This window comes from Oceanicola granulosus HTCC2516, from assembly GCF_000153305.1.
GTDB classification, from domain to species: Bacteria; Pseudomonadota; Alphaproteobacteria; order Rhodobacterales; family Rhodobacteraceae; genus Oceanicola; species Oceanicola granulosus.
The window spans coordinates 119,088-133,672 of the sequence record NZ_CH724110.1; the positions used below are offsets into that span (position 1 = coordinate 119,088).

The following is a 14,585-nucleotide window of genomic DNA, read 5'->3' on the forward strand; positions in this document are numbered from 1 at the left end:
TCACGAGAAGTAGGAGGCGAAGCGGCCCAGGAAGGCGGAGGTCTTTTCGGTCCATACGATGCGGCCCCTCGGCGTGTCGTCCTCAGCTTGCACGGGCTCGGGCGGTTCGGGCAAGGCTTGCGGCACCCCGTGCGCCTGCAGGCTCAGCGCGGTGTCGGGATCGACGAACGTCCCCGTCGCCTCGTCGTAGACCAGCGATTGCGGCATCGTCGCCCGCGTCCCCGGCTCGAGCGTGTCGGACATCACGTGACCGGGCATCGCCTCGGGCAGGTGGGTGAAGCCGAGCGTGTGGCCGAGCTCGTGCAGCAGCACGGTGTAGAGGTCCATCGCCCCCTCCGCGCCGCTCCCGGCAACCGCGCGCTGCACCCCGTCGGCATCCGGCGCGTAGGCGTCGCTCTCCGCCGGCTGCACGTCGACGAACCAGCCATGCCCCGCCGCGTCGAGATCGACGGTGATGCTGGTGCCGTCGGTCACGCCGAGCCGGTCGCCGCTCAGGTCGGCGACGCTGACCGTCGCCGCGTCGAGCCGCGCCAGCTGCACCGCGTCGAGCCCGCCCGTCGCGCGCCAGGCCTCGCGGGCGGCGTCGAGCATGAAGCTCGCCTCGGCGGCGCGCAGCGTGCTCGCCGGCGCTGCCCCGGCCGCGGGCCGCGACGCCACCAGGTGCCCGTGGTGCCCGTGATGGCCGTGGTGCCCGTGATGGCCATGGCCGTGGTGCCCGTGCCCGTGGTGATGGTGGCCGTGGTGCCAGTGATGGTGGCCGTGATCGTCGTCGTCGCCGTGGTGATGGCCGTGGTCGTCGTCGTCACCGTGATGGTGGTGATGATCGCCGCAGCCGTCGTCGGGGGTGTCGACCGGCACCACCTCGCCGCATTCCGGCGGGGCCGGGACGCTGGCGACGAAGCCCGCGGTCCGTGCCCCGACCGAGGCCCCGGGCAGGTCGTCCACGACGAAGTCGAGCCGGTCGAACTTGTCGGCGAAGGCGTCGAGCTGCGCGGTGATCGCCGCGTCGCGCTGCGTCTCGGTCAGGAAGTCCTGGGCGACCAGCTTCTGGTTCTTGCCGACCTTGATGTGGTCGTGCTCGGCGCCGCCCTCGATGATGTTCTGCTCGCCGCTGGCGCGGATGTCGTCGCAGCCGTCGCCGCCGAGGATGACGTCACCGGTGCTGGTGTCCTTGTGCTCGGTCTTCACCGTCTTCCAGTAGCCCCACCAGCGGCCCCACTTCACCCATTTCTTCTCCTTGGTGTAGGTGGTGCCCTTGTTCTCGTTGCCGCCGCCGTCGATGAAGTCGGCCCCGGACTCGCCGTCGAGCAGATCGTTGCCCTTGCCGCCGTAGATGTGGTCGTCGCCCGAGCCGCCGAGGATCACGTGGCGGTCGGTGTCCGAGACGCCGTGGTGGTGGCCGTGGTCGTCATCGTCGCCGTGATGGTGGCCATGATCGTCGTCGTCGCCGTGCCCGTGGTCGTCGTCGTCCCCGTGCCCGTGATCGTCGTCGTCGCCATGGTGGTCGTGGCCGGAATAGAGCCAGTCGTCCCCGGCGCCGCCGTCGAGCAGGTCGCTGCCGCCGGCACCGTCGATCCAGTCGTCGCCGAAATTGCCGATCAGCGCGTTGTTGCGGCTGTTGCCGTGGATGTGGTCGTGCTGCTGCGAGCCCGCCACGTCCTCGATCGCGTCCTCGTAGAACAGGGTGATGACCGAGGCGACGTCGCCCTTCGAAACCTTGCCGTTGACGGTCTGGCTGGTCTCCTGGCCGAGATGGACATCGATCCCGCCGCCGGTGAAGCGGCTGTAGTCGAGCGTGTCGCCGGTATCGCGGGCGTACTCGGCCGGGGCGTGGTGGTGGTGATGGCCGTGGCCGTGGCCGTGGTGCCCGTGGTGGCCGTGGTGGCCGTGGTCGTCGTCGTCACCATGGCCGTGGTCGTCGTCGTCGCCGTGGTGGTGATGCTGGTCGCCCGCCTCGATGACGTAGTCGCTGCCGAGCCGGTCGCCGGCGAAGACGTAGGTGTCGTCGCCGAGCTGACCCCACATCGTGTCATCGCCCATGCCGCCCTCGAGGACGTCGTCGCCGCCGATGCCCGGCTCCAGGAGCTGCAGCCCGAACACGTGCCACGGGTCGAACGAGCCGTGCTTGTGGCCGTGGTGCCCGTGCCCGTGGCCGTGATCGTCGTCGTCGCCGTGGTGGTGGTGGTGATGATCGTCGGAATGGTGGTGCGCGTGGTGGTCGTGCAGGTTGTCGTGCGGGCCCACCCCGACGACGTCGCCGTCGAACAGGATCGCGCGGGCGTTGTCGCCGGTCATGACGTCGTCGCCCATCTGGCCCTTGATCGTGTCGGCGCCGTCGCCGCCGATCAGCACGTCGCCGTCCTCGCCGCCCTTGATGCGGTCGTCGGCATCCAGCGCGCCGCGCGGCTCGGCGATCATCTCGTAGACGCCGCGGTCGAAGAGCCGGATGTGGCCTTGATCGCCCAGCACGCGGTCCGCGTCGCGGTCGCCCTGCGGCACGATCTCGTCCTTGTCCGCCCCGCCGACGATCTGCAGCCCCGCCAGCGACGGCAGCGCGGTGGAGTGCTCGCCGTGCTTGTGGTGGTGATGGCCGTGGCCGTGGCCATGGTCGTCGTCGTCGCCATGGTGGCCGTGGTCGTCGTCGTGGTGGTGGTGATGCTTGGCCTGCTCCTCGATGCGCACCGAGAAGTCGTCGCCCACCACGTTGCGGAAGATGACCACGTTCGCCGGCTTCGTCGGGTCGGCCGGGTCGTAGGACACGAACTCGCCGTCGAAGGTGAAGCCGCGCGGATCGTAGGCGTCGACGCCGTCGCCGTCGAGCGTCACCAGCCGGAACGAGGCGTGGTGCTTGGCGGCGTCGGCGTTCTCGCCGTCGAGGTAGAGGTAGACGTCGTAGGGCCCGTCGCCCACCGCCGCCGAGACGTTGCCGACGTCGACGCCCAGCACCGACTTGCCCGTCGCGGTGACCGAGCCGTTCATCATCCGGCCGTTCTGGGTGTCCGGATCGATCTCGGCATGGTCGTCGAGCTTGGCCGCCTTGGTCTTGTGGTGGTCGTCGAGATCCTGGCCGACGGTGATGGTCACGCCCTCGGCGGTAACGAGCCGCTCGGCGTTGTGATGGTGGTGGTGGTGATGGTGGCCGTGGCCGTGGTGATGGTGATGGTGATGGTGGCCGTGGCCGTGGTGATGGTGGCCGTGGTCGTCGTCGTCGCCGTGGTGATGCCCGTGGTCGTCGTCGTCGCCGTGATGGTGGTGGTGGTCGCCGTGCGGGTCGGCGCCGTTATAGTGGTGGTGGTCGGCCTTGTTGTCGTTGACGAAGTTGTACCAGCCGTCGGCGGCGACATAGCCGAGGGTGCCCTCGACATAACCCTCGGCGACGTTGCTGCCGAAGTTGACGCCGAGCGTGCGCACGTCGTCGCCCGAGACGGCGTCGTCGACGCCGTTGTGCGGGCCGCGGTTGCCGACGTCGATGCAGTCCGACCCCTGCCCGCCGATCGCGGCGTCCTCGCCGTTGCCGGTCAGGATCAGGTCGTCCCAGGTGAAGCCGTCGCCCTCGGGCCCGGTCAGGGTCTCCATCTCGCGCAGCCCGCCGAGCTCGCCGGGCTCGCGCAGGATGTCGACCGTGGTGGTCAGGGTCGGGCGCTTGCCGACGATCTGCACGCCCGAGACGACGGGGACGTTGTGCTTGTTGTGCCTGTCGTTGGGCACGTCGATCGTGATGTGCAGCAGGCCGTCGACCATCGCCGCCGAGCCGACCACCTGCCCCGCGTCGGGCGCGAGCGGATCGGTGCTGGAGGCGACGTCGTAGCTGCCGTCGAAGTGCATGCCCGGCGCGTCGGTCAGGTAGACCGCGCCGTCGTGGCCGATGCGCACGATCTGCACGCCCGCCTTGTCGGCGCGGCCCGAATGGGCGTCGTCGCCGTCGAGGTAGACATAGACGTCGTAGCTCTCGAAGTGGTCGCGCAGCCCGTCGACGGTGACGGTGATCGTGTCCTTGCGCTTGGCCGTCAGGTAGCCCTCGAAGAGCGCGTAATCCTGGTCGGTCGGCTCGAGCTCGTCGTGGGTGTCGGTGGCGCCGTGGTGGTGATGATGGTGGTGACCGTGGTCGTCATCGTCTCCGTGATGATGGCCATGATCGTCGTCGTCGCCATGGCCGTGGTCGTCATCGTCGCCGTGGTGGTGGTGGTGGTGGTCGCCCTTGGCGTGCCAGCTCACCGTGATGCCCTCGAGCACCTCGTCGGCCTCGTCCGTCACCCACTCGCCGCGCTGGTCGGCGAAGTGGTCGGAGCCGCCCTCGAGGTTGATCCAGCCGCCCGCGCGCGGGGCCGGGGCGTCGCCGTTGACGCTGACCGCGGTGCCGGCGGTGCCGGTCACGTCGGTGTCGTCGGTGCCGGCGCCGAAGTTGAAGCTGACGATGGCGTACTCGCCGCCCGTCGGATCGCTGGCCGAGGGCGCGTCGAACGGCACGTCGACGATCTGGAACGCTTCCGGCGTGCGCAGGAACGTGGCGCGGCCGTTGTCGCCGAAGACCGCGTCGTTATCGAGATGGCCCACGTCGGCGTCGCCCGACGCGACGATCTTGTCGTTGCCGTGCCCGCCGAAGACCACGTCGTCGCCGCCGCCGGTGCGGATCGAGTCGTTGCCGCCCACGTCGAGGAAGGTGCTCTCGGCGATGTCGATCGGGTAGGAGCGCCCGACGATCTGCATCCCCGCCACGGTGGCGCGGTTGTAGCCGTCGTCCCAGTGCTCGGCGACCTCGATGGTGATGACGAGCCGCCCGTCGATCATCCCCGCCTGCCCCACGACGTTGCCGTTGTCGGCGAAGCGCGGATCGTCGGTGGTGACGCGGGTGTAGTCGCCGTCGAAGTTGGTGCCCTTGTTGTCGTGCAGCCAGACCTTCCCGTCCTGCCCGATCTTCACCAGCTTCAGGCTCTCGCCGTACTTGGCGGAGTCCCTGTTGTCGGCGTCGAGGTACAGGTAGACGTCGTAGCTCTCGAAGTGGTCGCGCAGGCCCTCGACGGTGATCTCGATGGTCTGGCTGTCGTTCTTCGCGGCGAGGTAGCCCTCGAACAGCGCGCCGTCCTCGTCGCTGTCGGGGTTGAGCCGGTCGTGGTTCTCGACCTCGGCGGCATGGTGCTTGTGGTCGTAGTGACCGTGGCCGTGGCCGTGCTCGTGGTTGCCGTGGTGGAACGACCACGCGGCATGGCTGTCGTGATGGTGGTCATGGTGACCGTGGTGGCCGTGGTGACCGTGGCCATGATCGTCGTCGTCCCCGTGATGATGGCCGTGATCGTCGTCGTCGCCGTGATGGTGATGGTGGAACGTGTCGTGCTTGTGGTGGTGCGAGTGGCCGTCGTCGATCACGCGCCAGCCCATGGTGATGCCCGGCACGATGGTGCCGTTCTCGTCCGTCACCAGCTCGTAGCCGCTGTCGCCCCAGATCCCCGCGCCGCCGGCGACGTTGATCCAGTTGCCCGCGCGCGGGGCCGGGAAGTCGGAGATCGACTGGTCGGTGCCCGCGACGCCGTCGACGTCGGTGGCGCCGTACTTGTCCTTCTGGTGGGCGCCGAAGTTGAAGCTGATGATGGTGAACTCGCCGCCGGTCTGGTCGGCCTCGGAAGGCGGCGCGAACTCGGCGGTGCCGTTGATCGTGACGCGGCCGAAATCGCCGAAGACCACGTCGTTGGTGTGATCGCCGCCGTCGGTGTCGAGCACGTCGTCGCCGCCGCCGCCCATCACGATGTCGCGCTGGCCGCCGCCGAAGACGGTGTCGTTGCCGCCATTGGCCGGGGCCAGCGCCTCGATCAGCACCACGGACTCGAAGTCGGTGGTCTGGATCTTCTGCAGCAGCTCGGGCGGCAGGTTCGGATCCTCGACGATCTGCACCACCCGGCCGTGGTCGCCGAAGATGATGTCGCGCAGCGCGCCGTGGTCGGCCGTCGGGCCGCCGTCGACGGTGCCCGGCCCGTCGCCGTAGATGACGTCGTCGCCCGCGACGAGCGTGTCGCGCACCGGCGAGGGGTTGGGCTCGAGCGTGGTGCCGTCGGAGGCGACCTGCTCGGGCACGGTGGGCGCCGGGCTCGCGTCCTCCACGGGGATCGTCAGGGCGCGGGTGAAGATGTCGACGTTGACGCCGCTGTCGCCGTAGATGTGATCGGTGCCGCGCTGGCCGAAGATCACGTCGTTGCCCGACCCGCCGGCGAGGTGGTCGCCGGCCTGGCTGCCGATGATGAGGTCGTCGCCCGCGCCGCCGTAGGCGATGAGGCCGATGGTCGGCAGGTCGTCGGTGGCGAGGTCGGCGAACAGCGCCGAGGCGTCGATGACGTCGTTGCCGGCGTAGTCGTAGGGGTTGGCGACGGGCATCACCCACTCGTCGTCCTCGTTCTGGTCGTCGGGAAGCAGCGGGAACGGATCGAACGGCTTCTCGCCGAAATCGTAGCCGAGCACCGAGTTCGGCTCGCCCGCGTACCAGTTGCCGTCCTGGCTGGTGTCGCCGTAGACGACGAGCGGGCTGTCCGGCCCGGCACCGCCGGTGACGATGAACGTGTCGCCGCCGATCAGGATGCCGCCGCTCTGGTGGACGTTGCCGCCGCTGATCGAGACGGTGCCGCTGAGGCGCACGAAGTTCTCGCTGTAGACGAGCATCGTCGTGGTCTCGATGGCCCGCACCTCGACGTACCCCGGCACGCCCTCGATGGTGACGAGCTGGCCGACGTAGAAGCCGAGCTCCTCCCAGTTCTCCGTGTGGGTCAGGGTCTGCAGCGGCTCGCCCTTGCAGCACTCGTCGATGTCGATGGTGATGTCGGTGGTGACGATCTTCGGCGTGCTCGCCGAGATCGTGCAGGAGTCCGACAGCCCCGCCTCCGACAGCGGCGGCCCCGACAGCAGGATCGCCGCGCCGATGCCCCAGCCGGAGAACGGATCGACGCCGGAGGGATAGTCGGCCGGGTCGACGTCGCCGAAGCCGATGACCTGGCGGGTGAAGGGCTCGTCGCAGAACTGGATCCACTGGCCCGGCGCGAAGCCGTCCGTCTCCCAGTCCAGCCCGTCGAGCCGCACCACGCGGCTGACGGTGACGATCTCGCCGTCGATCTCCACCTCGACCTCGAGCTCGGTGAAGGTCTCGCCGGTGACGCTGACGGGCATGTTGCCGCCGCCGTGCACCAGCGTCAGCCCGCCATGCGGCCCCTGCACCGACAGCTCCAGATCAAGCGTGCCGTCGCTGAGGCTCGCGCCGTCGACGATCAGCGTGGTGCCGTCGGCGCTGATCTCGCGCAGGCGCACGTTCTGGTCGGCCCCGTCGCCGACGATGCGCACCAGGTGGCCGGGCAGGAAGTGGTCGTCGTTCCAGTCGCCGCCGTCGCTGCGGGTGATGGTGGTGAGGGTCAGCGGCGTGCCGTCGGTGTCGCTGGTGTGGGTGGAGGCGACGGCGAAGCGGCCCGACGTCTCGACCAGCGCGTCGACGGCGCGCACCGTGACCTCGCCGCTCAGCGCCGGAAGCGCCGGACCGGTGAGGAGCAGAAGCGAGTTGTCGTTGGGATCACGCCCCTCCGGGGTCAGCGCGTCCTCGATCGAGGCGACGGTCCACTGGCCGGCATGGCCGTCGATCGTCACGGTCTGGCCGGGCAGGAAGCCGAGGCCGAGCCAGTCGATCCCGTCGCGCGTCAGCGCCTGGCCGAAATCGGGATCGACGATGACGCTGATCGGGCCGGTCGTGTCGATGCCGGAGACGTTGTTGAGCGTCCCCTCGATGTCCATGTGGTCGTTGCCCTGCCCGAGCATGACGTTGACCACCTCGATGGTGCTCTCGCCCGCGTCCGTCGAGAAGCCGCCCTCGCCGAAGGTGATGCGGCCCCAGCTGATCCCGCCGGGGACCTGCGTGCTCTCGCCGAAGGTGTCGCCGGCCTGCGGGCCGAAATCGAGGTCGCCCGCCATGCCGTAGCCGGTGAGCGTGGTCTCGGTCATCGTGCCGACGCCGTTCTCGACGGAGCCGTCGTTGAAGATGTTGAGCACGTCGATCTGCTGGCTCTCGGGCGGCTGCTGGCCGATGGCGATCAGGAAATCGTCCGCCTCGCCCGGCAGCTTGATCCCGTTCTGCAGGCTGCGGTCGGCGCCGGTGACGCCGCCCTCGACCTGCAGCGGCCCGCGCAGCTTGCTGAGCACATGGCTCGAGGCCGGGAACACCTTCGCGCCCTCGCGGGTGATCGGGGTGGTGAAGTCGGTATCGGCCTTCAGCGTGATCCGCTTCTGCACCCAGTAGTCGGTGCTGTCGAAGCTCACCTCGGCCGCGATCCGCACGACGCGGATCTCGGTGCCGTCGGTGAGCCAGAGGGGCAGGCTGCTGCCCTCGGTGATCTGCAGCGTCTCGTCGAAGGTGCCGTTCAGCCCGCGGATCAGCTCGATCTTGGCCTCGAAGCTCTGGGCCGGGTTGGCGACGTTCTCCACGCGGACCCACTGGCCCTCGAGGAAGCCGTCGGCGAGCCAGCCGCTGGAGTCCTGGCGGATGATCTGCTCGCCGCCATAGACGGGGTCGGGGTCGGTGTTGCGATCAACCGTGCCCTCCCAGATCCCGATCCGGGCGAGGTCGGACAAGATGGCGGACTCCGCCTCGAGGCTCGCGCCCGCCGCGAAGGCGGCGGTGAGGGTGATGGTCTGGGTGCTGATCGCGGCGATCACGTAGTCGCCGTCATAGCCCGCGCCGACATTGCCGATGCGGATCAGGTCGCCCTCGGCGAAGCCCTCCTCGATGAACGAGCCGTAGACGTCGGCGACGCCCGAGCGGGTGATCGTCCCCACCCCGCCGGCATTCTCGAAGGTCGCGGTGCCGAGGAACTGCTGGCTCGGCCGCAGCCCGCCGACCTCGACATACTCGTCGACCGTGACGGCGACGCCGTCGATGGCCACCACGTCGGCCAGCCCGTCGGTCAGCAGCGCCACCTCGACGCTCGCCCCGTCCGCCGGCGCGGCGGTGAGGCGCAGAAGGTAGTCGTCGGAATGGGTGGCGTCGTCGCGGATCACCACCGTCTGGCCCGCGGTCTCGGAGACCAGCGCGCCGGGGGTGTCGTTGTCGATCACCCGGACCTCGAAGCGGTTCGGCGCAGAGCGCAGGTTCGGGAACACGTAGTCGGCGTCCGTCGTCAGGTCGTCGTCGCGCTCGAAGCTGATCACCGCCCCGCCCGGATCCTCGACCCGCCCGTCGTCGCGGGCCTCGATGTCGAACAACACCGGGGTATCCCAGTTCGCGTCGCTGAAAGTAACGCGCAGCACCCCGTCGGTGCCGACCGTCGCCCGGCCGTCGCCGCTCGTCACCCGGATGTCCTGGTCGGCCTCCGCGTCGAGCACCACCTTGACCACCACGACCGTCCCGGCCGCCGGCGGCGTCGCCAGCGTCAGCAGCATCTGGTCGCCCAGCCCGGTGACGCTGTCACCCTCGAGCACGGTGCTGTCGTTGTCCTCGACGAAGGTGCCGGTGCCGGCGTCGTAGCTGCCGGCCTCGATCTGGGTGACGAGGATGCCGGGGGTGTCGTTGTCGCGGATCGTCGCCTCGACGTTGCGCACGTCGGTGCCGTCGTAGTCGGTGGCGGTCGAGATCACCGAGTGCTGGATCGTCGCGATCCGGTCGCCCTCGGCGCGCTCGTCGTCGGGCGCGTAGAGGTAGACGGTCTGCTCCTGGTCCCAGTTGGTGTGATCGAAGCGCAGCACCAGCGCCCGGTCGGGGAAGCGGGTCATCACGCCGTTGACCAGCACGCCGCGCCGGAAGTCGTCATCGACCGGCGTCGCGCCCGGGTCGGCGCTCGACAGCCACACGCTGTCGCCCTCGCCGTTCGGGAGCGGCGCCGGGTTGATGAGCGTGTCGTCCTCTTCCTGCTGGGTCGTGCGCGCCGCCGAGACGGTGACGTAGACCACCTCGCCCGCGACCAGCTCGCGCGCCAGCCGCACGGTGTAGTCGTCGACCGCCAGCGCGTTGCCGCCCTCGCGCACGGAGGAGAAGCCGTCGCTCTCCTCGATCAGCACCAGCCCTTCCTGCGAGCCGGCCACGTTGTACTCGAGCCCGTCGACGAGCAGCCCGTCGTAGAGCGGGTCGTCGGAGCGGACGAGGTGGTTGAGCGCGCCGCTCTCGCCCTCGAGCTCGCGCACCACGATGTCCTCGGTGACGTCGCCGGTGACGTTGATCGTGTCCGAGCCGAGCCCGCCGATCACCCGGTAGGCGACGCCGAAGGCGGTGGATTGCACGAAGAACTCGTCGTCGCCCTCGAGGCCGTCGATCTCGAGCACCTCGATGGTCGAGTAGCGCACGTTGAGCCCGGCGCCGAAGATGCCGTCCTCGCGGATCACGAAGTCGTCGGCGAACTCGGTGCCGAGGATCACCACCTTGTCGAAGCCGGTACCGCCCTCGATCGAGACCGGGGCGTTGATGTTGTACTGCACCTCGTCGGCCCCGCCGCCGGCGCGCACGTCGATGGGCCGGTCGGTGGAGAAGCCCGCCGCGCCGATGATCGGCAGCGCCACGCCGTTGTCGTCGAGCAGGATGTCGCCGGTGACCGGATCGGTCTGGGCCAGCGCGAAGGCGCGGACGGTGAAGATGTCGTTGTCGTCGCCGCCCTCGAGCCGCAGCTCGGCCTGGTTGGAATAGACGGTGAAGGAATCGTTGCCCGTCCCGCCCAGCACCAGCAGCGGCGCGTTGGTCCCCGCCGACAGCCAGCCGCGCGTGGTGGCGACCATGCTGTCGTCGGTGAAGGCGTCCTGCGGCAGCAGCAGGCCGTCCGCCTCGTTGCGCTTGAGGCCGAAGATCTGGCCGATCTGGATGCGGTCGTCGCCCGCCCCGGTGTCGACGGTCATGATCGCGGTGACGTCGTCGGAGAACACCGCGTCGTTGCCGCCCAGCGTCTCGAGCCGGACCCGGCCGTTGATCGCGGAATCGTAGCTGATCCGCTGCACCTCGGTGGAGTACTCGTTGCCCGTCGTCACGTCGCGGTAGCGCGCCTCGTCGCCGTGCACGAAGGCGACGTAGCCCGGCCGGTCGGCGTCCTCGCCCGGCAGGTAGGCGGCGGAGCGCAGCAGCACGATGTCGTCGGTCGCGTAGGCGTCGCCGTTGCCGTCCTTGCCGTTCAGGGTGCCGTCGTTGCCGAAGATGTCGAGCGTGTCGACGCCGTCGTTCGGGGCGCCGCTGTCGAGGGCGTTGATGTTGTAGTTGCGCAGGTCCGGCCCGTTCGAGCCGAGCGTGTGCACGACGTAGGCGTCCGTGCCGCCCTCGCCGTCGAGCGTCAGCGTGTGCAGCGCGTTCTCGCGGCCGAGCGCGGTCAGCACCGCGAGCTGCGCCGGCGAGGTCACCGTGGCGGTGTCCTGGAGGTAGTAGACGGTGAGCGTGTCCTCGCCGCCGCCGGTATCCACCCGGGTGTGCGAGCCGAGGAAGATGTAGCCCGCCGAGGCGACCGCCGTGCCGCCCGCCGCGCCGCCGGCATTGCCGAAGGTGACGCGGTCGCTGTCCCTGTTGCCGGTGATCTGCGTCCGGTGGGACGAGCCGGTATAGGTCGGCGCCATCACCCCGACCGGCGAGCCGGCGGTGGCCGAGGCCAGCAGCGTTGCGCCGGCGACGAACTCGCCCAGCAGCGCGATATCGGTGCCGTGCCCGACGTCGGCATCGCCGAAATCGCCGGAGATCTGGATGCCGAGGCGGGCGTTGACGAAGCTGTTCTCGTGCGTCTCGATATCGTCGCCGACGTAAAGCTGCACGGAGCCGTGCTCGGCCATGATGAAGCCGCGGTCGATGATCCGGTCGGCGTCGTTGTGGCTGTAGGGCCCGCGGCTGTTGCTTTCCGCGAAGCGGGCGGAGCCGCTCTCGACGAGGTAGAAGTCCTCGTCCAGCGCGCCGGTCTCGCGCACGTTGAGGCGGATGTCGCCGGTGTCGTTATGGGCCATCACGAGCCGCAGGTAGCCGTTGATCTCGGTGACGTTGATCTCGCCGCCGGCCTCGAGCGCGACATCGTCGCCGCCCGCCGTCAGGGTCGGCGCGGCCGAGCCGCGGGAGCTGTCGATCTCGAGCGCGTTGGCGGCGGTGCCGATGGTGGCGTTGGAGCCGTTGGCGTCGATATCGACGCTCTGGCCCAGGACATTCGTCGCGGTGGAGTAGCGGTCGAGGATCGAGCCGAGATAGGTCCGCAGCGACACATCGGCCGCGGTGGAGACCTGGTTCACCAGCATGCTGCCCCGCACCTCGTCGAGGAAGACGCCGTCGGTGGCGACCCCGGCGTCGATGGCCAGGATGAAGCCCTGATCGGTCCCGGTGCCGCTGTTGCGGTCGCTGTTGATCTCCAGGAAGTCGCTCGCGAGGCCGATGCCGCCGGTGGCGGCGCCCCCGAACCCGGCGTTCAGCACGACCCGCTCGCCGGTGACATCCACGGTGGTCGCCGAATTGGCGTCGAGGATCCGGGCATAGCTGACCAGCGTCACGTTGTTTTCGATCGAGTGGATGTGCCCGGCCAGAAGGTCGCCGACCTCCTCGCGGTTGTAGATGAAGCCGTTGGTGGTCAGGAAGATCTGCGGGATGTCGGCATTCGCCGCCCCGCCGCTCCAGGCCACGTCGGTATGGACGTTGAAGTTGATCGTGGTGTCGGGCAGGTCGTTGGTGATCGACTGGCCGTAGTAGCCGCTGCCGCCGAAGGACGTGGTGACGTAGCTGCGCCCCTCGTCGCCGGGGTAGCTGTTGAAGGTGGTGACGTGGCCGATGTCGATATCGTCCCCGGCCCGGACCAGCGCGAAGTCGTAGGTGCTGTCGACCTCGTGGTCGACGTCGGTGCCGAACGCGCGGGTGATCCGCGCGAGGTTCGGGTCGCTGCCGGAATCGGGGCGGTAGTGGTGGTTGTAGTACCCGAAGGCCGGCGAGCTGCCGCGGTCGCCGACGCTGACGTTGCCCACGCCGGCCGAGGCATCGCCGACCCGGGTGTCGTTGATGACGAGGCTCACGTCGTCGCCCGCCTCGATCGTGTCGAGATTGACCGTCAGCGCACCGGTCGTGGACGTCGCCTGGCTGCGGTCGAACAGACCGAGGTCGAGCGCGATGTCGGCATCGGCGGCGGCGGTGAACTGCTCGGTCCAGAGCGTGTTGGACTTGTCGCGGAAGCGCACGAGCTCGACCGCCAGCGGCACGCGGGGGGCGCCGGTCTCGGAGACGAGGCCGATGTTGCCGCCCACCGAGGCGCCCTGCGCGTTCAGGCCCTTGCGCGCCTCGAAGATCATCTCGTTGGTGCGGATGCCCTCGCGGTCGGCGTCGACGTCGGCGCGGATGTCGCCGCGCTCGTTCAGGATGTTGGTGATCCCGATCGGGTTGTTGATTAGCCCGTCGAGGATGATGTCGCTCGCCACGACCGCGCCCGGCTGCAGGTTCAGGATGTCGATCCGGGTGCGGACGAAGACGTTCTCGAGGTCGAAGTCGAAGGTCGTGCCGCTGTCGCCGCTCTCGGACAGCGACACGTTGGTCGGGATGTTCACATCCGGCACGTGCCAGACCTTGATCTCGATGTCCGCGGGGCTGGCACTCGCCCCGCTGCTGTCGAGGACGTCGATGCGGTTCACCACGAGGTCGCGGTTCGAGCTGTTCTCCAGCAGCACCGTGTCGAAGGTGCGCTGGATCTCGAACTTGCCGGCATTGCCCCAGATCTCGGGCTCGGGGTGCGGCCAGTAGACCCGGTTGGCCCGGAACTCCGCCGCGCCGCCGTCGTCGTTGAGGATGTCGTCGACGATGATGTCGGCGCCCGGAGCGTAGGTATGGCCGAGGCCGTAGCCGCCGACGAGGTCGACGTTGACCTTCTGGATGACCGTGCCGCTGTCGTTGACCCGCAGGATCGGGTTCGGCTCGCTGTAGAGGATCGTCGTGGTTTCCCAGAAGATCTCCCGCTCGGCCCGCTGGCTGGTGGAGTTCGACACCTTGCCGAAGTCGATCCCCGACTTGCTGTGCGACCCGTTCGCCAGGATCCGGTAGATGTCGACGTTGCTTTCGACGTCGAGCCGGTGGGTGCGGATGATGCTCTCGTCGCGGCCGAAGACCTTGGCCTCGACGTCGTCGACGTTGACGTTCGCCCGCGCGTCGGTGTCGCCGCCCGCCGCCTTCAGCCGGGCGAAGGGATCGGCGTAGGCGTCGAGCCGGTCATAGCGGGCCGAAAGCAGGACGCTCTCGTTGCCGGTGATCTGCGAGCCGGTATCCAGCACGACCCGGCTGAAGCCGTTCATGTAGACGTCGCCGCGGGCGTCGCTGTCGGCACCGAGCGCCTTGGCGTAGGAATAGGCATCCGCCCGGCCGTGCAACTCGTTGACGTTGTAGACCTTCACCTTGTTGGCCTTGAGGTGGCCGGTGCCGCCGAGGGTGGTCCGGGTCTCGGCGTTCACCGTCACGCCCTGGTGGTCGACGTCGTTGGCGCTGGTGTCGGCGCCGAAGCCCGAGCCGTCGGCCACCGCGTTCACGTCGGCGTCCACGTAGCTCTCGGCGTCCGTCGTGAGATCCTGCGCCGCCGCCACCGTGCCGTTGATGTCGACGAAGTTGTCGACGTAGACGGTGGACTTGGCGCGGCTGTCGGCCCCGGCCCCGAAGC

General features: G+C 69.3%; 1 protein-coding gene (only partly in view). It reads right to left on the minus strand.

The features are described 5' to 3' along the window. Positions 1–14,585: the end of a hypothetical protein gene (locus OG2516_RS17600; protein WP_007256989.1), read on the minus strand. 19,276 nt of this gene lie beyond the right edge of the window; the window shows 14,585 of its 33,861 coding nt (coding positions 19,277–33,861); the start codon falls outside the window, past its right edge; it ends in the stop codon at positions 1–3.